Origin of the sequence: Isoptericola sediminis, from assembly GCF_013085345.1 — a bacterium.
Classification (GTDB): Bacteria; Actinomycetota; Actinomycetes; order Actinomycetales; family Cellulomonadaceae; genus Isoptericola; species Isoptericola sediminis.
On the sequence record NZ_JABFAJ010000018.1, the window covers coordinates 134,845 to 155,539 of the forward strand.

Annotated in this window: 15 protein-coding genes and 1 pseudogene; 9 read left to right on the forward strand and 7 right to left on the reverse strand. The window is 72.3% G+C overall.

Annotated features, from left to right (window positions below):
• Position 1 precedes the first annotated feature (1 nt).
• Positions 2-901: an N-acetylneuraminate synthase family protein gene (locus HLI28_RS15290; RefSeq protein ID WP_216077611.1), complete on the reverse strand. Its 900-nt coding sequence runs from the start codon at positions 899-901 to the stop codon at positions 2-4.
• Positions 902-1,018: 117 nt separating this feature from the next.
• Positions 1,019-2,101: pseudogene (locus tag HLI28_RS15295) on the reverse strand (cytidylyltransferase domain-containing protein); the annotation flags it as partial.
• A gap of 193 nt (positions 2,102-2,294) precedes the next feature.
• On the opposite strand from HLI28_RS15295, the gene HLI28_RS10155 reads away from it, so the two are divergent.
• Positions 2,295-3,170, forward strand: a complete 876-nt coding sequence (locus tag HLI28_RS10155) for a hypothetical protein (RefSeq protein ID WP_171247394.1) — start codon at positions 2,295-2,297, stop codon at positions 3,168-3,170.
• Positions 3,167-4,108, forward strand: a complete 942-nt coding sequence (locus tag HLI28_RS10160; protein ID WP_171247395.1) for a hypothetical protein — start codon at positions 3,167-3,169, stop codon at positions 4,106-4,108. The genes HLI28_RS10155 and HLI28_RS10160 overlap by 4 nt, the downstream gene beginning before the upstream one ends.
• Here HLI28_RS10160 and HLI28_RS10165 read toward each other — a convergent pair.
• Entirely contained in the window at positions 4,060-4,836 is a 777-nt protein-coding gene (locus HLI28_RS10165) for a hypothetical protein (protein WP_171247396.1), read from the reverse strand. The two genes, HLI28_RS10160 and HLI28_RS10165, sit on opposite strands and share 49 nt — an antisense overlap.
• Positions 4,837-4,924: 88 nt before the next feature.
• Between HLI28_RS10165 and manA the strand changes: the two genes are divergently transcribed.
• A complete protein-coding gene (manA, locus tag HLI28_RS10170; protein ID WP_171247397.1) occupies positions 4,925-6,151 on the forward strand; it encodes a mannose-6-phosphate isomerase, class I in 1,227 nt (408 codons plus the stop codon).
• A 9-nt stretch (positions 6,152-6,160) separates the two neighbouring features.
• Here manA and glf read toward each other — a convergent pair whose 3' ends face one another.
• The 3 genes from glf to HLI28_RS10185 are packed head-to-tail and all read right to left on the reverse strand — an operon-like array spanning position 6,161 to position 11,048.
• A complete protein-coding gene (gene glf / locus HLI28_RS10175; protein WP_171247398.1) occupies positions 6,161-7,297 on the reverse strand; it encodes a UDP-galactopyranose mutase in 1,137 nt (378 codons plus the stop codon).
• A complete protein-coding gene (locus HLI28_RS10180) occupies positions 7,294-9,168 on the reverse strand; it encodes a glycosyltransferase (RefSeq protein WP_171247399.1) in 1,875 nt (624 codons plus the stop codon). Before HLI28_RS10180 ends, glf begins: the two co-directional genes overlap by 4 nt.
• A 41-nt stretch (positions 9,169-9,209) precedes the next feature.
• A complete protein-coding gene (locus HLI28_RS10185) occupies positions 9,210-11,048 on the reverse strand; it encodes a glycosyltransferase (RefSeq protein ID WP_171247400.1) in 1,839 nt (612 codons plus the stop codon).
• A gap of 241 nt (positions 11,049-11,289) precedes the next feature.
• On the opposite strand from HLI28_RS10185, the gene HLI28_RS10190 reads away from it, so the two are divergent.
• Genes HLI28_RS10190 through HLI28_RS10200 form a run of 3 tightly spaced genes read left to right on the forward strand, consistent with a single transcriptional unit; the run spans position 11,290 to position 14,659 of the window.
• A complete protein-coding gene (locus tag HLI28_RS10190; RefSeq protein ID WP_171247401.1) occupies positions 11,290-12,732 on the forward strand; it encodes a methyltransferase domain-containing protein in 1,443 nt (480 codons plus the stop codon).
• A gap of 20 nt (positions 12,733-12,752) precedes the next feature.
• The gene (locus tag HLI28_RS10195) at positions 12,753-13,091 is read left to right on the forward strand and encodes a hypothetical protein (protein ID WP_171247402.1); all 339 of its coding nucleotides are present in this window, start codon (positions 12,753-12,755) and stop codon (positions 13,089-13,091) included.
• Entirely contained in the window at positions 13,088-14,659 is a 1,572-nt protein-coding gene (locus tag HLI28_RS10200; RefSeq protein WP_171247403.1) for a glycosyltransferase family 2 protein, read from the forward strand. Before HLI28_RS10195 ends, HLI28_RS10200 begins: the two co-directional genes overlap by 4 nt.
• A gap of 32 nt (positions 14,660-14,691) precedes the next feature.
• On the opposite strand, the gene HLI28_RS10205 is transcribed toward HLI28_RS10200, so the two are convergent.
• On the reverse strand, positions 14,692-15,930 hold the full coding sequence (locus HLI28_RS10205; RefSeq protein ID WP_171247404.1) for a hypothetical protein: 1,239 nt from the start codon (positions 15,928-15,930) through the stop codon (positions 14,692-14,694).
• A 226-nt stretch (positions 15,931-16,156) separates the two neighbouring features.
• On the opposite strand from HLI28_RS10205, the gene HLI28_RS10210 reads away from it, so the two are divergent.
• Genes HLI28_RS10210 through HLI28_RS15785 form a run of 3 tightly spaced genes read left to right on the forward strand, consistent with a single transcriptional unit; the run spans position 16,157 to position 20,663 of the window.
• On the forward strand, positions 16,157-16,921 hold the full coding sequence (locus HLI28_RS10210; RefSeq protein ID WP_171247405.1) for a Stf0 family sulfotransferase: 765 nt from the start codon (positions 16,157-16,159) through the stop codon (positions 16,919-16,921).
• A 38-nt stretch (positions 16,922-16,959) separates the two neighbouring features.
• Positions 16,960-19,869: a glycosyltransferase gene (locus tag HLI28_RS10215; RefSeq protein ID WP_171247406.1), complete on the forward strand. Its 2,910-nt coding sequence runs from the start codon at positions 16,960-16,962 to the stop codon at positions 19,867-19,869.
• Complete coding sequence (locus HLI28_RS15785) at positions 19,866-20,663, forward strand: polysaccharide pyruvyl transferase family protein (RefSeq protein ID WP_171247407.1); 798 nt, start codon at positions 19,866-19,868, stop codon at positions 20,661-20,663. Before HLI28_RS10215 ends, HLI28_RS15785 begins: the two co-directional genes overlap by 4 nt.
• Positions 20,664-20,695: the final 32 nt, after the last annotated feature.

Consider the following 20,695-nt stretch of genomic DNA (forward strand, 5'->3'; position numbering starts at 1 on the left):
GTCAGCCGGCGACGCGGCGCAGCCGCGACATGGGGGCGTGCTCGCCGGGCATCACGCGCTTCTCGCCGTCGCCGAGCGCGTCCTGGAGGATGCGGATGTCCCGGACCAGGTTGTTCAGGCCCTTCGGCTCGACGGACGCCGCATGGTCGGAACCCCACATGGCCCGGTCCAGGGTGATGTGTCGCTCGACCGCGACGGCACCGAGGGCGACGGCACCGAGGGAGATCTGCAGGCCGGTCTCGTGGCCGGAGTAGCCCACGGGCACGCCGTAGCGCTCGCGCAGCGTGGCGATGGTGCGCAGGTTCGCCTCCTCCGGCGGGAGGGGGTAGGTCGACGTGGCGTGCAGCATCACCAGACCGTCGGTCCCGAGGATCTCCACGGCGGCGTCGATCTGCTCCAGCGTCGACATCCCGGTCGACAGGATGAGCGGCTTGCCCGTGTCGGCAAGCGCCCGCAGCAGGTCGTGGTCCGTGACCGACGCCGAGGCGATCTTGTGGGTCGGCACCCCGAACTCCTCGAGGAACGCCACCGAGGGGACGTCCCACGGCGACGCGAACCACTGGATGCCCTGCGCCTTGGCGTACTGGTCGATCTCGGTGTACTCGTCGTGCTCGAACTCGACCTTGTACTTGTAGTCGAGGTAGGTCATCTCGCCCCAGGGCGTCTGCCGGATCTTGTCGCGCTGGTCCGGGGGCGTCGAGATCTCCGGGGTCCGCTTCTGGAACTTCACGGCCTGGCAGCCGGCGGCGACCGCGACGTCGACGAGCTGCTTGGCGATCTCGACGTCGCCGTTGTGGTTGATCCCGATCTCGCCGATCACGTACACGGGGTGGCCGGCACCGACCTGGTGCTCGCCGATCTGGACGGGCTGCAGCGCCGCGGTGGTCGTGGTGGTGGTCATGACGGGGTCCTTCCGATGGGTGATGACGATGCGGTCGCAGATCTCGCGCACGGCGCCGTGGCCGCCGCGGGCTGCGGTGACGACCCGCGCGGCGGCGAGCACGTCGGGACGGGCGTCGGCGACGGCCACCGGCCAGCCGACGACACCCAGGGCGGGGAGGTCGTTGAGGTCGTTGCCGACGTAGGCGACCCGTCGGGGGTCGAGGTCGCGCGCCGCGCACCAGGCGCGCAGGGCCGCGGCCTTGTCGTCGACGCCCTGGAGGACCTCGACGCCGAGCTTGCGGGCCCGGGCGGTGACGACGGGGTCGGTCTCCTTGGACAGGATGAGGACCGGGAGCCCGGCGTCGCGCAGCCGGCCGATGCCGAGACCGTCGCCGCGGTGGACGCGCACCGTCTCGACACCGCCGGAGTCGACGAGGACGCGGTCGTCGGTGTGCACGCCGTCGAAGTCGGTGACGAGGGCGTCGACGTCGAGCGCCGCGGCGTCCTGCGGCACGGGGGCGGGCCCGGCGACGTCGTCCGCGGGGCGGTCGAGCAGGGCCCGGGCGAGCCAGAGGTCACGGGGCTCGTCGATCTCGAGCGCGCGCTCCGGCGCCACGGGCTGCAGGCCGACCGACCCGAAGAACCGGCTCCCGGCCGCCCGGAGCCCGGCCGTGCGCATGACGTAGAAGGCTCCGGTCTCGCGGAAGTGCGGTGCCCGGTCCTGGCGCCGCGGACGGTGGTCCGTCGTGTGCCCGACGGGGACGGGGCCGCCGGCGTCCAGGCGCCACTGGAAGTCGTGGGTGGGGGTGACGGCGACGACGACGTCGTGCTCGTCGTCGAGCACCCGGCCGATCGCGGCGTCGAGGTCCGCGGGGTCGACGAACGGGCTGGTCGCCTGCAGCAGGACGGTGACGGCGGGGTCGGGCCGGCCCTGCGCCGCGAGCGTGTCCAGCGCGTGCAGCACGGCGGACTCCGAGCTGGCGGTCGCGCCGGCCAGGTTCGCCGGGCGCTCGACGACCAGGGCACCGTGCCGCCGGGCCTCGGCGGCGATCCCGTCGTCGTCGGTGGACACGACGACGTCGGTCACCGCGGGTGCCGCGGTCGCCGCCCGCACGGCGCGGGCGACCAGCGAGCTCCCGCCGACGTGCTGCAGATTCTTCAGCGGGACGCCGACCGACCCGCCACGGGCGGGGATCACGACGAGGACGGAATGGTGCATGTCGGCGACTCTAGGTCGCCCGGACGACGCCGTCGGCCCATTCCCGGTAACGCGGACGGAACAGTCGGTGGCCGATCGGTGAACATTCTTCGGAATGGCACCACGGACCCTGTGCCCGGCCACGAGAATGTCATTCAGGGCCCTCTCGGTGCCACCATTCCTCTGACCAACTCCCAGAACAGGAGCAACGACGATGCCGGACACGACGTCGCGGCCCCCTGCCACCGCACCGGCGGTGGCCGTCCATCTCGGTGCCCACCCGCCGACGGCCCGCGCCGTCCAGGACTGGTGCGGGACCCACCGGCGGACGCTCCGGCGCCACGGCCTGACGGCGCGGACCACCTGGTCGGAGCTCCGCCGGGCGGTGCCCGCCCTCGACTGGCGGAGCGACCGCAGCCGCCGCCAGGTCCGGGAGTACCTCACCGCCGAGGGGCCGGCCCTGTTCTCCTCGCACGCACCGCTGGGACCGGCCTTCCGCCACACCGGTGGGCCGCTGCACCCCACCGCCGCCGCGGGCGTGGACGGGGTGGCCGCCGCGCTGGAGGACGTGCCCTGGACGCTCCACCTGTCCATCGGCCGCCAGGCGGAGACGCTCGTGGACGCCTGGGTCACGGCGGTCCGCCACGGCCACGTGGTCACGTTCGAGGACTTCCTGACAACGACCGAGGACGCCTCCTGGGTCCCGCTCGTGGAGCACGTGGTCGCGACGGTCGGCGCCGACCGGGTGACGGTCCACGACGTGGCGACCGACCCTGACCGCCGCGACGCGGCCGCCTCGGTGCTCACCACCGCCCTGGGCGAGCTGCTCGGCGGGCCGACCGGGCTCGGGGAGGACGCGACCGCCGACCCGGTCCGTCGAGTCTGGTCGGGCCGGCAGACCGAGGTCGCCCTGGCCGCGCTGCCGCACCTGCGCTCCTGGGACGAACGGCGCATGCTGCGCACCTTCGTCGACGGCATCGACGTCGGTGGCGCACCGGCCTGGCCGCTCACGGCCCGCCAGGAGGAGCTCCTGGCCGCTCGCGACCTCGCCGACCGCACCCGCATCCGCACCCTGGTGGAGGTCCGATGAACCTGATCGACCGCACGACCGCGGCCCTGCGTCGCCGGCGCCGAGCCCCCGCCGACCGCCGCGTCGTGCTCCACCTGGGGTCCCAGAAGACCGGCACCACGGCCGTGCAGGCCTGGTGCCGCGACCACACCGAGACACTGGCGCGCGAGGGGGTCGCGGTCCGCACGACCCAGCCGGAGATCCGGGCCGCGCTCGGCGGCTGGTACGACACCTCCCGGCCCGGGGCCGACGCCCGGCTGAGGAGCTTCCTCGAGTCCGCCTGGAGCGCGAGCCGCGCCGACGGACTGTTCTACTCGTGCGAGTCCAACGTCGGACCGGCGTTCGTCCGGGACTCGCCGGTGCTGTACCCGCGGCTGTCCGAGGCGGTCGCCGGCATCGACCGCGCCACCGCCGGGGTCCACCGCCACGTGCAGTTCACCGTGCGCAGCTACGGCGACTTCCTCGAGTCCGCGTACCAGCAGCAGCTCAAGCACGGCCGCCCGGCCCGGTTCGACGAGCTGGCCGACCGCGTCCTGGACGGGCTCTCGTGGCGCGCACCGGTCGAACGGCTGGTCGAGGCCTTCGGCGCCGGGAACGTGACCGTCTACGACTACGACCGGGCCCGCCCGGCACCCGAGCGGCCGCTGGTGGGACAGATCCTCACCGACGCCCTGCAGCTCCTGGACGCGGCGGGAGCGACCGTCGGGGACGAGGTCTCCCGCCGCACCAACACGCGGTACACGCAGCGGATGGCGGACCTGTCCGTCGCGGTGCTGCCGCTGCTGGACGGCGCCGACGAGCGAGCGGCCCTGCACCGGTTCGTGACGGAGGCCCTCGGACGGCGTCCGGCCGCCGACGACGTCCCGGCGTCGTTCCTCGACCCGGGCGCCGCCGCCGAGCTCCGGGACCGCTACGCCCGCGACCTGGCCTGGATCGACTCGCTGGTCGGTGTGCGATGACCGTGGTCGTAGCCGAAGACCTCCCCCAGCAGACGTTCCCGCGCGGTCACCCGGCCACGGAGGTCCGCGGGGACGGCGAACCCGGGGACGGAGTCCAGCCGTGCGCTGGTGTTGAGCCGCTGCTGGGCCCGGACGGCGGTCAGCGCCGCCTGGCGGGACGGCCGCCACGAGAGGTCGTCACGCAGCACCAGCGCCTCGAGGTCCTGCGGGAGACTCTCGTTGCGCAGGACCACGTCCACGACGTGGTGCCGACGGTACGCCGCCACGAACTCCTCCGGCGACCCGACGTCGCGCATCCACCGGTCGGGGCGCGGTGCGGCGAGGCGCGCCACCCGGTAGGAGAGCAGGCCGGTGTGCTCGGCCACCCCGCGGCGGTGGTAGCTCGGCGGATCCAGCACCGCTGCGGAGGCGGGGTCCAGCACCACGTCGAGCCACCGGTCGAACCCGGCCGCCGTGCCGTCGTACAGCGCGCCGTGGCCGGCGTCGCGCAGCCGGCCGAAGAGCCCGCCCCTGCCCTGGCACCCGTAGGAGAACAGCGACAGGTAGGTGTCCACGGGGTCCCGGACCGACAGGACGTGCAGGCGTCCCGCGGGCGGACGGTCCTCCAGCTCGTGGTGCTTGCGGCACCACACCTCGTCGTCGTCGAGAAAGTCGCGCAGGAACTGCGAGACATAGGTGGATCCCGACTTCTCGACGTCGAGATAGGCCAGAGTGTGAAAAGCGTGCACGACAGCTCCGCAAGGTCGATGAAGAATCGAGACGATACCCGATCGCCGAGGAATATACCTCGCCGCCGGAAAGGACGATGACATGCTGATGAACACTGCGCGAACGGCAGATGTCGATGCGCATTCCATTCATCTTCTGGACAATTCCGTGCGGTCGTACGACTGGGGGTCCTTCGAGCACATCCAGGACCTGCTCGGCCTGCCCGTCGACGGCCGACCCGCCGCCGAGCTGTGGCTCGGCGCCCATCCGGCCGCGCCCTCGCGGCTCGCCGACGGCACGAGCCTCGGTGACCTCGTCGCCCGGGCACCCCATGAGATCCTCGGCCGACGCACCAGCGACCGCTTCGGCCCGCGCCTCCCCTACCTGCTCAAGGTGCTCGCCGCGCGCCGCGCCCTGTCCCTGCAGGTGCACCCGCGGCCGCACGACGCGCGCGCCGGGTACCGCCGCGAGCGTGCCCTGCCCGCCGACGCCCCGGACCGCTCCTTCCACGACGAGCAGCACAAGCCGGAGATGATCGTGGCGCTCAGCCGGTTCGAGGGTCTGGCGGGGTTCCGCAGCCCGCGCACGGTGCTCGGGCTGCTGGAGGGCCTCGAGGGACGCCTGGTCGAGCAGGTGCGCACCTCCGTGCGCGGGACCCGGTCGGGACCCGGGATGCGTGCCGCGCTCGCGGCCCTCGTCGGCGCCCGCGACGAACCCGCCTGCGCGGACGACGTCGCCGCCACCGTCGCGTCCGTCGCCGAACGGCTGGCCACGGGTTCGCCCGACCCCCGGGCCGACGCCACCGTCCTGCAGCTGGCCCAGGAGCACCCCGGGGATCCCGGTGCGGTGGCGTCGCTGCTGCTGAACCGGGTCTCCCTGGAACCCGGGGAGGCGATCTTCATCCCGGCCGGAGAGGTGCACGCCTACCTGTCCGGCCTGGGGATCGAGGTCATGGCGGCGTCCGACAACGTGCTGCGCGCCGGGCTGACGGGGAAGCACGTCGACGCCGACGCGCTGCTGGGGTGCGCCGCGTTCGCACCGCGGCCCCCGGTACGGCCGGACACCGTCGTGGCGGGGACGTCCTCGCTGGTGACGAGCTACCGGACGCCCGTCAGCGAGTTCGCGCTGCTCACCGCGGACCTGCACCCGGCCGAGCCGGTGGTGCTGCCGGCGGACGGGCCGCGCGTCGTGCTCGTGCTGGACGGTGACGTCCGGCTGCTGACGCAGGCCGGGACCACCTCGCTGCACCGGGGTCAGTCCTGCCTCGTCCCCGACGCCGCCGGGGCGGTCACCGCCGACGGCGACGGACGGCTGGCGTGCGCCTGGGTGCCGTGACGGCGCCCGCTAGGAGAGCTTGTTGTCCACCATCGACAGCGCCGACCCGATGGCCATGTGCATGTCGAGGTACTGGTAGGTGCCGAGGCGGCCGCCGAAGTGCACGTCCTGCTCGCCGTCCATCAGCGCGCGGTAGCGCCGGAGCCGCTCCCGGTCCTCGGGAGTGTTCACCGGGTAGTACGGCTCGTCCTGGCGCTCGGCGAACCGGGAGTACTCCCGCATGATGACCGTGCGGTCGCTCGGGTAGTCCCGCTCCGGGTGGAAGTGCCGGAACTCGTGGATGCGGGTGTACGGGACCTCGGCGTCGGCGTAGTTCATCACCGACGTGCCCTGGAAGTCGCCGACGTCCAGCACCTCGGTGTCGAAGTCCAGCGTCCGCCACGACAGCTCGCCCTCGGCGTAGTCGAAGTACCTGTCGACGGGCCCGGTGTACACCACGGGCACCTGCCCCACGACGGCCCGCTGGTGGACCGGCTGGGACGTGTCGAAGAAGTCCGTGCCCAGGCGCACCTCGATGTTCGGGTGGTCCGCCATGCGTTCCAGCCAGGCGGTGTACCCGTCCACGGGCAGACCCTGGTGCGGGTCGTTGAAGTACCGGTTGTCGTACGTGTAGCGCACGGGCAGACGCGAGATGACCGACGCCGGCAGATCCCGCGGGTCCGTCTGCCACTGCTTGGCGGTGTACTCGCGGATGAATGCCTCGTACAGGGGGCGGCCGATGAGGCGGACCCCCTGCTCGTCCAGGTTCTCAGGGTTCTTGTCCCCCAGCTCCGCCGCCTGCTCACGGATGAGGGCGCGCGCGGCTTCCGGCCCGTACGCGGACCGGAAGAACTGGTTGATGGTCCCCAGGTTGATCGGCATCGGGAACACCTCGCCCCGGTGCGTGGTGTACACGCGGTGGGTGTACGAGGTGAAGTCCGTGAACCGGTTGGCGTACTCCCAGACCCGCTCGTTCGCGGTGTGGAACAGGTGCGCGCCGTACCGGTGCACCTCGATGCCCGTGGTCGGCTCGTCCTCGGAGTAGGCGTTGCCGCCGAGGTGCTCGCGGCGATCGATCATCAGCACCCGGCGGCCGGCGGACGCCATCCGCTCGGCCACCGTGAGGCCGAAGAACCCGGTCCCGACGACGACGAGGTCGGCGTTCATCCGTTCAGCTCCTGCAGGTCGTTGGAGAGATAACCGCCACGCCGGCGGGTGTAGGCCCGGTAGCCGGCCGCCCGGATCCGCTCGGGCACCAATCGGTAGCCGGCCCGGACGAGCACGTTCCGCACCAGCTGCGGCGTGGACACGAAACCCTCGTCGTGCAGCGTCCGCTGCAGTGCCAGCTCGGACGCCAGCAGACGGCGGCCACCCCGCCGGGCGTAGGCGCCGGCACCCACGCGGTACAGCACCAACGGGTCCGTGATGTTCTCGGCGTGGGCACCCGCGGCCAGCATCCGGGCGAACAGCAGGTAGTCCTCCATGAGGTCGAGGTGCTGGTAACCGCCGACCGCGGCGACCGCGGACTTCCGGTACACGACCGAGGGGTGGTTGAAGGGGTCGCGGAACCGGGCCGCCACCGCGATGCCGGCCCCGGTGGGCGGCACCCGGACCAGGCCGCGGTGGTGCTCGTCCTCGTCGAACTCCCAGATGGCCGAGCCGACGATGTCGAAGCCCGAGGCCACCAGCGGCACCTGCTCCGCGAAGCGGGCCGGCAGCGAGATGTCGTCGGCGTCGGCCCGCGCCACGATCTCGTGCCTGCACACCGCCAGACCCTCTTCGAGGGCGCTGGCCAGCCCGAGATTGCGCGGCAGCGGCACGACGGTGACCGGGACGTCCGTGAGGCCGGGCAGCCGGTCGAGCACCTTCGCCAGCTCCTCGCCGACCGGGCCGTCGCGCACGACGACGACCTCGTCGGGACGCAAGGTCTGGTCGGTCGTGACCGACCGGAACGCGCGCTCCAGGTGCGCGGCGTCGTCACCGCGGTACACCGGCAGTAGCACGGAAAACCTGCGGTCCTCCAGCTGCTCCCCCGCGACGAACGGCCCGGCGGCCTGGGCGATGCGGCCGACGGGTACAGGAGCGGGCGCCGAGGCTCCGGCCTCTAGCCGCGCCACGGTCAGTGCGGCAGTGCCCACGCCCGACAACACCTCGGTGTCCGGCCGGGGGCCGCGGATCAGTCCGTGCCGGAGCCCGCGCAGACCCGCCCGGGCCAGCGTGGCGCGGTCCTGGGAACGCCGGACCGTGCGCACCCAGCGCCGCAGCGTCGATCCCCCGTACAGGACGCGCTCCCCGATGCTCAGCGCGTCGGAGCGCGTGAACATCCAGACCTTGTTCCGGACCTCGTAGTAGAACCGCGGCCCGGGGTCCGCGTCGGTGGCGCCGAGCTTCTTCGTCCGGTGCTCGACCACGCTCCCCGGGACGTACAGACCGACGCGGTCGCGAAGCAGGCGGGTCGCGTACTCGAAGTCGTCGTTCCAGATGAAGTAGTCCGTCACCGGCAGGCCGACGCGGCGCACGTCCGCCGCGTCGATCATCATCGAGACGAAGGACATCGAGCGGACCGGCATCGCGCCGGCCGCCCTCGCCCGCTCGACGTCGGCCGACGAGGCCCCCGGGCGTGACCGGGGCGTGTTCATCGGGTGGTCGGAACCGTCGGTCCAGACCACCTTGCTGCAGAGCGCGACGACATCCCCGTCGTACGCCTCGCGCGCGGCGAGCAGCTCGGACAGCGCGCTGGGGGTGGGGATCGTGTCGTCGTCCATGACCCAGACCAGGTCGGCGGCGTGGTCGGTCACCGCCGTCGCGATGCCGACCGCGAACCCGCCGGCGCCGCCCGTGTTGCGGGCGAGCGCCACGACCTCCGGTACGGCGGGGTGCTCGCGCGCCACGCGCGGGGCGTCGTCCGTCGAGGCGTTGTCGACGACGACGACCCGGTCGACGGGACGGGTCTGTGCGGCCAGGGCGTCGAGCGCGCAGCGGAGCAGCTCTGCTCGGTTGTACGACACGACGACGGCGACGACGGTGGGTGCGGACATCTCGCACATCCTAGAGGCACGGACGGGGAGGCTCGGGCGGGTCAGCGACCGAAGGTCCGGCGCCACGCCTCCACGGAGGCCAGCTCGGGCGCCGCGGCCCGCCACCGGGCGGCCGTCGAGCGCCACCGCAAGGCGAGGCGCAGGTGAGCGACGCTCGTCGCGACCAGCAACCGCCAGAAGGTGCGCACGTCGCGGCGCAACCACGTCCCGGACCCGCCGTCGCCCGACAGCACGAGCACCGAGTCGTGCCGCGGCACCTCCCACCAGGCCGCCTCCGACCGCTGCAGCACGGCCGACGGCCGACGGCGGTCCGCCGCCGACACCGGACGCAACGTCCGCGAGATGCTACGCAACGCGAACCAGGCCTGCCGCGCCCTCCCTTCGGGCTTGGGCGCCACCGGCTGCCCGCCGGCGGCCCGGTCGGGCGCGTCGAACACCTCGTCACCGGGTCCGTGGCGCACCGTCTCGACGTACTCCGTGCCGATCGCGCGGGCGTCGGCGACGGTCCGCTCGAGCTCCTGGTGGAGCTGCAGCGGGCCGTCGAGCACCTCGTGCAGGGCGCGCACGTGCAGGTCGACCGGGTAGTAGCGCATCCCCAGCAGCAGCTTGAGGTCGGTGGCCAGCAGGTCGAGCAGCATCGTGCCGCCGCGGGGCCGTCGCGCGTGGAGCAGCGCCGTGACGACGCGGTTGCGGGTGTGCAGGCGGGCCTGCCACTCGACCGTGTCGTCCTTGTCGACCCAGGCGACGTGCCACAGCGCCGCGCCGGGCAGCGAGACGGTCGGGAACCCCGCCTCACCCGCCCGCAGGCAGTACTCGGCGTCGTCCCACTTGATGAAGAAGGGCAGCGACAGCCCGACCTCCCGCAGCACGGTCGTCGGCACCAGGCACATCCACCAGCCGTTGAAGTCGCCGTCCGCGCGGGCGTGCAACCAGGGGGTGTCACGCAGGGGCGCCGTGGCGAGGTCGTGCCGTTCCTGCTCCCGCACGACCGAGCCCCACATGAAGTGCCGCTGGTCGACGTGCTCGCTGAAGGCGTGCAGCACCGTCGGGGCGTAGTAGTCGAGCATGTGCCCGCCGACGATGACGGGGTCCACGGCGGACCGGTGGAACCGCACGGCGCGCAGCAGCGCCTCGGGGTCGACGGTGACGTCGTCGTCCATGAGCATCACGGCGTCCGCGCCGGACTCGAGCGTCTCGAGCATGCCGCGCGAGAAGCCGCCGGACCCGCCGAAGTTGCCCTGGTCGATGACTGTCAGCTGGTCGCCGAGCGCCCGGGCGACCTCCGCGTGGCGCGGGTGGTCGACGACCTTGTCGGACCCCTGGTCGATCACGTAGACGGTGTCCACGACCTCGCGCAGCGCCGGCGAGCCGGCGATCGCCGACAACGTGGCGTGGCAGAAGTCCGGCTTGTTGACGGTGGTGATCGCCAGGCTGACACGGCCCTCGCGCCGCGGAGCCACGTCGACGAGCCACCGCCCGGAACGCACGCGGACCTCGTCGGTCGCCTCGACCTCGAACCAGAGCCATCCGCCGTCCGCGGCGTCACGGACGTCCACGTCGATCGCCAGCTCGGCCGCCACGGGTTCGGTCGCGACGACGGCGGACGACCCGTCCGGTGCGCTCCGGGAGACCCGGACCGTCCCCGCACCCTCGAGCGAGAGCTCCAGCCGCGCGACCGTCGTCCCCGTCCAGCGCACCCAGTACGAGGCGGGGAACGCCCCGAAGTAGGTCGCGAAGCCCTGGGAGGTACCCGCAGGGACGACGACGGTTCCGTCGGGGGCGACGACGGCACGATCCGCGTCCTCGGCTGCGCTCCCCTCGAGGTAGAGCGCGCGGCGGTCCGGCATGTCGAGCACGGACAGCACGTTGGCGACGTGCATGGGCACCTTTCGTCAGGCGGTTCGCTGGGCCCGCCCACAGTAGCGGGCGCGCAGCGCTGCCGGGACCGCCCCTTGTCGAACCCCGTCGGGAACGTCCCGTAGACTCGCGACCTGCCACTATCGCCGATGAAGGGCCCTTCCTGCGATGAGCTCCGTGACCGCTTCCCGCCTGGGCATGCGTGTTCGCGTTCCCGCCGACCAGCCTTCGGAGACGGTCGACGTGCTCTTCGACGGACACCGCGTGTGGTCCACGAAGCTGCCGGGTCACACCCGCCACCCGCTGGGCCGCCGGCTCGCGTGGCCGGACGCCCTGCGTCCGCATCTTCGTGGCCGCAGCACCGTGACGGTGCGGCGCTCGGCGGACGACACTGTGCTCGGCAGGGGCGACGTCGTCTTCGGGGGCGCGGCGCGGGGACGGCGCGTCGAGGTCGTCGACGCGCAGGGCCGGTGGCTCGCGATGAACAAGTGGGACCGGCTCGGCCCGGTGCTCGAAGGTTCCGACGACGGCGTGCGTGACCGGTTGCTGGCCAACGCACGGCACATCGCCGACCTCATGGAGTCCTGGGGCTACCCGATCTACATGGTCGGCGGGAGCCTGCTGGGGGCGATGCGCAACGGCGGCCTCCTCCCCCACGACGACGACATCGACTTCGCGTTCCTGTCGGGGGCCACCGACGACTGGGAGGCCGGCCGGGTCAGCTACGAGCTGGAGCGCCGGCTGACCGACGCCGGGATGACCGCCATCGTGCTGAGCCTCGCGCAGATCCAGGTCACCTTCTTCACGGAGACCGGCGAGACCGACCACTACGTCGACATCTTCACCGGCTACCACACCGAGGACGGCCTCTACAACCAGCCCTTCGCCCTCCGTGGCGAGCTGCCCCGCGAGACGCTCGTGCCCGTCTCGACGATGACCATCGACGGGGTCGAGCTCCCCGCGCCGGCCCGGCCCGAGGCGTGGCTGGAGTTCGCCTACGGCAAGGGTTGGCGCATCCCGGACCCGTCCTTCGTCTTCGTCTCGCCGCGGTCGACGCGCCGCCGGTTCGACAACTACTTCGGCGTCTTCAACCGGCAGCGCGTCTACTGGGAGAAGCACTACGAGAAGCAGCCCACCCGTCCGGCCGGGCCGAGCGGCGGCGAGGAGCAGGTCGACCAGTTCGTCTCGCTGCTCCCGCCGGAGTCCTTCGTGATCGACCTGGGTTGCGGCGACGGGCGGCTCACCGAACGGATCGCCGCCGCCGGGCACGAGGTTCTCGGCCTGGACTACAGCTACGAGGCGCTGCGCCTGGCGCGCCAGCACCGGCCCGAGGGCGTCGAGTACCGGTTCTGCAACTTCAACAACCGGCACATGCTGCTGGAGCTGACGCTCGAGCTGATCGACCAGGGGCGGCAGCCCTACTTCTTCGCGCACCACCTGCTGCACGAGATGCCCGAGCTCGGCCGATCCGACCTCTTCCAGACGCTGTTCACCGGCCTGATCGACAAGCAGACCTTCTGCTACGCCACGGTGTGCACGGACGACCCGCTGCGCGACCCCCAGAACCCCGAGACGTGGAGCCTCCGGGCCACCAAGCTGCGTGCCGAGGCGCGTCGGTTCGGGATGGGCCTGCACACCGTCCAGTCCGACGACCAGCCGACGTCGATCGGCGACCGGCAGACCCTGACGACGCTGATCTGGCGCTGACCCCGCAAGGAGCCCGCAACATGAAGTCCTTCCTCGCCCGTATCGCCCGCCGGTTCGCTCCGAGGACCGTGGAGAACCTCGAGGCCCTCAGCGACCTCACCTCCGACCACGCCGTGGGCCCGCTCCGGTTCGTCGCCTACGAGCGCGAGCTGCAGGAGCTGCGCCGCGAGGTCGACGCCCTGCGGCGCGACAACCGTCGTGTCGCCGAGCTCTACGACGTGGTGTTCGAACGGGCGCGGCAGGACGCCCGGGAGCGCGGCGTCGCGCCGAGCGTCGACGCGGCCCGGACGGAGCGCGCCGTGAGCAACCTCGACGAGCGCCTCCGGGCCGACGGGTCCCGGGCGGACACCGGCGCATGAGCCCGGCCCCCGACGTCCGGACGGTGGCGAGGCGGCCCTTCCGGGCGGTGGGCCTCCTGGCCCGGCGCGCGGCCCGCGTCGTCGCACGGCGCCGCGGCCCGCGCTCGACCGTGTCGGTGATCATCCCGGCCTACAACGTATCCCGGTATGTCGAGGACTCGGTCAGGTCGGTCTTCGAGCAGACCCTCGACGCGGATCGCATCGAGATCATCGTCGTCGACGACGGGTCCACGGACGACACGCTCGCGATCCTCGAGAAGCTGGCGGCCGAGCACCCCGGGATGCGCGTCATCGCCCAGGAGAACTCCGGCTCGGCGTCCCGTCCACGCAACGTCGCGCTGGACCACGCCACGGGGACCTACGTGTTCTGTCTCGACGCCGACGACCAGCTCACCCGGTGGGCGCTGCAGGAGCTGGTGGAGACGGCGGATGCCACGGGCAGCGACGTCGTCCTCGGCAAGATGCAGGGGATGGGCGGCCGCGGTCAGCCGTCGACCACGTTCCGGCGGACCGTCCTGGACGCCGAGCTGGCGAGGGACCACCTGTTCCACGCGATGACGCCGCACAAGCTCTTCCGGCGCTCCCACATCGAGCGGCACGGCCTACGGTTCCCCGAGGACATCAGCGTCGGTGAGGACGTCCTGTTCGTCGCGGCGGCGGAGCTCACGGCCCGCCGTGTCGCGATCCTGGCTGACAGGCCGTACTACCTGTGGCGGTTGCGTGACGACGGGGGGCACCTGTCGAAGTCGGGTGCCGGGTTCGAGACGATCTTCGAGAAGTCCTCACGTCTCGTCGACCTCATCGAGGAGCACGTCACGTCCCGTCGGACCCGGGACGCCCTCCTGCGCCGGGCCTTCCGCTACGTCTACCACGGCATGCTGCGGAGCCTGTCCTTCGAGGAGGACCCGCAGGTGCGGGCCGTCCGGCTGGACCGCATCCGTGAACGGTTCGGCTACCTGTGGACGGACGGGGTGCGGGCCCATCTGGAGCCGCACCTCCAGCTCCCGCTCTGGCTGCTCTTCGCCGGTCGGGACGAGGAGGCGCTGGCCGTCGCCCGGCACGTCAGGGGCGACGTCCGCCGGCTCCGCTACGTCCGGGACGGGGACGAGCTGGTCGTCAACCTCCCGGCGGACCTGGCCCGGAGCGTCCCCCTGGAGTGGCGCCGGGCCGGCCCCGTGGTGACCAGGAGCACGCTGGTCTCGGCAGAACCCTCCTCGGACGGATCACCGGCCCGGCTGCGTGCCGACGTGGAGGGGCGCCGGGTCCGGACCGCGCCGGACGCCGTCGCCGCGCGCCTGCTCAGGACGCCGGGCGGCGCGGCCGTCGACGTTCCGGCCACGGTGGTCGGTGACGACCGGGGCACGGCCCGCGTCGAGCTGGACCTGCCGATGCTCGAGCCGGGCACCTGGCACGTCCAGGTCACCCCGTCGTGGGGCCCCGTCGTGGGGCAGCCGACGAAGGTCCTGGGCCCGGCGGGCGACGACCGAGGTCGGAGCGAGGACCTCGGCCCCGCGCAGGCCCTGACCGTGGCCGCGGGTCGCCCGGTCTCCGTCCGCCGGCAGGACTGAGCCCGGGCCTCCCCGCGGCCCGGGGTGCGCCCTCAGCCGCGTCGGGCCAGGCCCTTGACCCGTCGAACCGCGCGGCGGGCCACCTCGGAGGCGAGCTCGGTGGCCTTGAACCGCTCGAGCATCTCGATGTCGCGGCGCTGCCGTTCCTTCTTGAGGTCCTCGCGGCTCTCGGCCAGCGAACCGGTCGTCCGCTCGAGCCGTTCACCCTTCTCCAGACCCGCCTCGATGGCACCGAGCACCGCTGCCTTCGCCGCCTCCAGCGGCACCTCGTCGACGGTGAAGACCGGGTCGTCGCTCCATCGGGCGGGCGCGCGCAGCACGTCGAGGTCGCCGACGACGCGGACACCCGTCGCCTCGATCTTGTCCGCGTAGCGGGTACCCCGCTCGGTGGCCTTCTCGGCGGCCCAGCGCGGCAGCTCGAACGCCGCGTCGTGGTCACCGGGCTTCCGCGCCGTCATGAGGTTCCCGGCCACACCCTGGCGCATCCAGTGCTCGTAGGCCGACCACGGCAGGTCCTGCCGCTTGAGCTCGGTGTTCACGGCGCGCAGCAGCTCGGCCTCGTCCACCGACATGCCCCGGTTGGAGGAGAAGCCGTCCTGCTCGTGCGCCGTGAGGAAGTCCCGCGGCAGCCCCAGGAGATCCTCGAACGCGTCGGTCAGGAGGTTGGGGGTCGCCTTGTCGATCACGATGGCGGTGACGTTCTCCGCGCCGACGATCTTCGCCCAGCGCGACAGGACCAGGCCCTGGTTGTTGCGCGTGTGGAAGGTCCGGGTGACGCTCCGGTCCGGCGGGTCAGCCAGCACGGCCTCGAGCCAGCTCTCGAAGTCGACGGTGGCGCCCATCTTCATGTACTGCTGCCAGGAGGAGGCGAGGATCGAGCCGTAGTGCCGCAGGGTGACCACGACGTGCATCCGCTCGCCGATCGCCTCCTGGAACCGCTTGACCGTCTTGACGGAGGCCTCGGAGGCAAACTCGTGCCCGAACCAGATCCGGTTCCCCGGGTCGGCCTCGATCTCCGCCTGGAGGCGCTCCCAGTGCTCGAGGGTCGGCTTCTGGCCCCACCCCCAGCCGCGCCCCATGAACGAGGACACCTCGCGACGGTGGTTGAAGGTGCGGCCGGGGTACAGCACCCCGTGCTCGAGCAAGGGCTCACGCAGCGCCGCGGCGGCGTTCTGCAGGTGCGTCGTCCCCGTCTTGGGAAGTCCGATGTGGAAGAGTCTGGCCCCCTCGGGCAAGAGGAGCGAGTTCTGCCGGGCGTCGATCGCGGTCATTCCACATCCAAGACGTCTTGTCGGACCGGCCGTCCGGCCGGAGCGCTGCTGCGGGAGGAAACAGGGACAACTGTAGCGCTCCCCACTGCACGCCAGGATGGCCCGGGAGACCATGGCCCGGCATTCGTGGCGTTGCTCGACGACGTCCCCGCGGTCCGACCGTCCGGTAGAGTTCCCGCCATTGCCTACGCTCCCTCGTCGTGACGGGAGAAGGAGAGATCAACCCATGAGCCAGCAGCAGGCAGGTCGGCCAGGATCCGGCGACACGGGCTCCCAGAAGTGGGACCAGTTCGGCGACGCCTATGACCAGCCGACCTTCTCCGGTACGCCCAGGACCTACGTGATCGCCTCGATGCCGCGATCCGGCAGCCACATGCTCGGGCACCTGCTCCACGGGACGGGACAGCTCGGCAGCCCGTTGGAGTACATCCACACGCAGCACCTCGCGACCTGGCAGGAGCGGCTCGGAGAGCCGACCCGGGCGGCGACGCTGCAGGCCGTCATGCGACGTCGCACCTCGCCGAGCGGCTGGTTCGGGGTCAAGGCGCACTGGAAGCAGTTCGCTGACGTCATGGACGACCAGGAGGTCATGGCCGTCCTCAGTCCCCAGGACTGGATCCGGATCACGCGGTCGGACAAGGTCGCGCAGGCGGTGTCGCTGGTGATCGCCCAGCAGACCAAGGCGTGGATCAGCTTCCACCAGGCCAAGGGGGAGCCGGTCTACGACGCCGACGCCATCACCAAGGGCATCCGCGCCTTCCAGAAGCAGGAGTCCGCCTGGGACACCTTCTTCGAGACGAGAGGCATCACCCCGCACGTGGTGGTGTACGAAGAGATGCTGGAGGATCCCGCGCGGACCGTGGCCGATGTCTGCGCACGCCTCGACGTCCCCGTGCCCGCCGTTCTCCCGGAGCCGGGTACGACACGTCAGGCGACGGCCGTGAACGCCGAGTGGCGAGCGCGCTACCTGGCCGAGTCCGGGTCGCGCTGATCGCGGTCTTTCGGTTCACGAAGTACGACGGAGGCACGGTGGACTCCCCCAGGGGATCAGTTGAGGTGGACGGCGCCTTCCACGCCGTCTCGGACGTGACCGCGACGGTGTGGGTCGAGGGTGCGCTGCGGATCTGGTCGACCACGAGATGGGTCGACGACGCGGGGCGGGAGCGTACGGTTCCCTCGCCCGACGACGGGACGGGGGTCGGTGCGGGCGACGCGTCGGCCCCCGCCTCCGCGGGCATCGCGCTGGAGTCGCGGTCCGGCACGACCGCCGTGGACGTCCCGAGCAGGACGTTCAGCGTCCTCGCTCCCGTGTCCCCCGGGCGCGTCGCCGTCCGCCTCCGCTCCGAAGCGACTCTCGACCCGCGGGAGGTCGTGGGCGGCAAGCCGCTGAGGAACGGCGTGTGGGACGTCATGGCCGTCACCTCGGAGGACGGCGTCGAGACGCGCAGCGGCCTGCGCCACGAGGGAGCAGCCCGGCCGGCTGTCGTCGGCGACCGTCCGATCGTCGCCTACCGCAACCAGGCCGGGGCCTTGAGCCTCGACACGAGCGGGACGCTGCGGACGGTCGTCGAGGACTCCCGGCCGAGACAGGCCGACGTCCACCTCGAGACACGCCCCGATGACGCGGGCCGCAGCCGCGTCACATTCTCCGTCCCACTGGACGGCGTCCACGTGGCTCCGGCCGAGGGGCGCCGACGCCGGCCCACGTCCGGGACGGCCGAGCTCGTGGCGCCCGTCGGGTCGATCGTGCGGCGGACGGCGCTGAAGGTCCGTCGTCGCCTCGGCGCCTCCACGGCACCGGGCCGCTTCAGGCTCGAAACCGAAGGACCGCAGACACACCTCACCGTCACGGCATCGGCCACTCCGGGACTCTGGCAGGTCGTGCTCACCGACGGGGGACGGCGCCGACCGGCACCCTTCATGGTAAGGATCGACCGCGGCGGAGACGCCGAGGTGGAGGTGCTGCCGACCGAGCAGTCCCGGGCGATGTCCGCGCCGGTCGAGCGCCCGGTCGTCTCCGTCGTCGTGCCGGTCTACAATTCCGGCAGCTTCGTCGAGGACGCGATCCGGTCGGTCTTCGCACAAACGCTGCCGGCCGACAGGATCGAGATCGTCGCCGTCGACGACGGATCGACGGATGAGTCGGCCGCGATCCTGCAGGAGCTCTCGCGACACCACCCCCGCATGCGGGTCGTGTCCCGCGAGAACTCCGGCTCCGCAGCAGCTCCGCGGAACGACGGCATCGACCTCTCGACCGGGCGCTATCTCTTCTTCCTCGACGCCGACGACCTCCTCGCGCCGCACGCGCTGGAGACGATGACCGACGTCGCGTCCGCCTCCGGCGCCCAGGTCGTGCTCGGACGGATGCAAGGGTTCGGCAACCGGGTCGGTGTGCCCCGCCGTGCCTTCCGTCGCACGACCCTTGACGCCGACATGGTCGAGCACCACCTCATCACGGCGCTCGGCCCCACCAAGCTGTTCGACGCGGACCACGTCGGACGCCATGGCCTGAGGTTCCCCACAGGTCTGCGCAACGGCGAGGACCAGGCATTCGTCGCCGAGGCCGAGCTCACCGCGGATCGGATCGCCGTGCTCGCCGACTCCGACTACTACCTCGTGCGTGGTCATGACGATGACGTCGCGGAGCACCAGTCACGGACGTCGGAGACGATCGACGACAAGCTCATGAAGGCACGGCTCCTCTCCGCCGTCATCGTGCGTCATACGGAGCCGGGTCCCTCCCGGGAGGCACTGCTCGTCAGGCCGTTCGGCGGTGCGGCTCTGGAGGGGGTGTTCCGCAAGGGCTACCTCAAGCTCGATCCGCAGGAACGCGCCGGCCTGGTGGCCCAGGTGGTCGACGAGTTCGGGCACCTGTGGACACCGGACCTGCGCCGACGACTCGCCGCGCCGGCCCGCCCCCTGCTCGAGCTCGTGTTCCGTGGCGATCCCGAACCTCTCACGGAGCTCGTCGAGTTCGCCGGCGGCAACGTCCGGCACCTCGCGGTCGAGGCCCGCGACGAGGGGCTCGTCCTCGACGTCCCAAGGTCCATCGGGGCGATCGTCGGCCCGGAGGTCTTGCACGTCGAGGCGCCCCCGATCGAGCACCTGCTCACCGGCCTCAACGTCGACCGTGCGGGAGACATCACGCTGCGGGGCCAGGTCGAGGGCCCCGACGACCGCCCCGCGCCGACGACGGTCCACGCGTCGTGGCGCCGACGCGGCACGGACGACGCGGTTCCCGCCGAGGTCGGCGACCTGGGCACCCGTCGGGGGGCCGATGGGCACGATGCCCTGACCTTCGGCCTCAGGACACGTCCCGAGTCCCTGCCGCCGCACGGGGTCTGGGACCTGTACCTGACTCCTCTCTGGGGAACGCAGGCCGGTGCTGCGGTGCGGTTCGGCAGCGCACGGACGCGGTCGGTCGACACCGACGCCGTCGTGCTGATCTCCGTCGGTGCCGTCCTGTACGGGACGGCGAGCCACGGCAACCTCTCGCTCGACCGGGACGGGTCCGTCCATCCCGTCGAGGCGGCGACCCTCGAGGAACTCCGGCTCGACGAGGACGGGCGCCCGGAGGCCGTCATCGCGCTGCCGCGTCCGGGCGCGGACGTCCGGGCCTACGCGACCGTCGACCCCGCGGGGGGGCGTGATGCCCGGTACCGCCTGCCCTGGCGGGAGGTGGCGCAAGGGCTTCTCGCCGCCCGTCTCCCCGTGCCCTTCGACGCCATTGACACCGAGATCGTGCTGAACGTTTCGCTCGACGGCACGCTGCTGCCCGTCGTGGTCGCGCAGAACCTGTCGGTCGAGTCGCCCGAGATCCTGACCACCGCGACGCCGGCCGACGCCGCCCATGGCGCCGTCGCGCACGTCGCGCGCCGTCGTCCGGTGCCGGACGCCCACGCAACCGCGGCCAGTCCGCGCGAAGGGAGCAACTGGTGAGCCCGCTCCGACTGTGGTGGTGGCGTTGGCGCTATCCGACAGAGCTCAACTTCGGTGACGAACTGACCACTCCGCTCCTGGAGCGCCTGACGGGCAGGCCGGTCGAGTGGTCGCCGCTGGAGCAGGCGGACGTCGTCGGCGCCGGGTCGGTGCTGCAGACGGTCCTGCGGAGCCGTCCGGACCGCATGCCCAAGATCTGGGGAACGGGCATGATCGCGCCCCTCCAGGACGCGGCACCGCCGTCCTTCCGCCCGCTCGCCGTGCGTGGCCGGCTGTCGTTGGAGCAGCTGTCCCCGGAGTCCCGAGCCGCGACGGCGCTCGGAGACCCTGGCATCCTCGCCGATCGGCTCGTCGACGGTCCCGTGCGAAAGCGGTACGCGCTGGGAGTCGTCCCGCACTACAAGGACGCAGGCGACAGCACGATGCGCGCGCTGACGGACCTGGGCCCGTCGGTCCGCCGCATCGACGTCGCGTGGTCCCCCGAGGAGGTGGCCCGCGAGATCGCCTCGTGCGAGGTCATCGTGTCGTCGTCGATGCACGGGCTGATCTTCGCCGACTCGCTCGGGGTCCCGAACGTCCGCCTCAAGGTCAGCAACAAGCTGGTGGGCGGGGACTTCAAGTTCCGCGACTACTGCTCGGCGTTCGGTCCGGACCGCTACCAGGACCCGGTCCGGCCGGACGACGTGCGCGACCGCTCCCTCGCGCAGGTCGTCGACCTGGTCCGGGACCGCTTTCGCCCGCCCTCGGGTATCGACCGGCTCAAGGAGGGCCTGGTCGCGGCCCTTCCTGTCTAGGGCCACGTCGGGCGGGACGGTCCGTCCCGCCC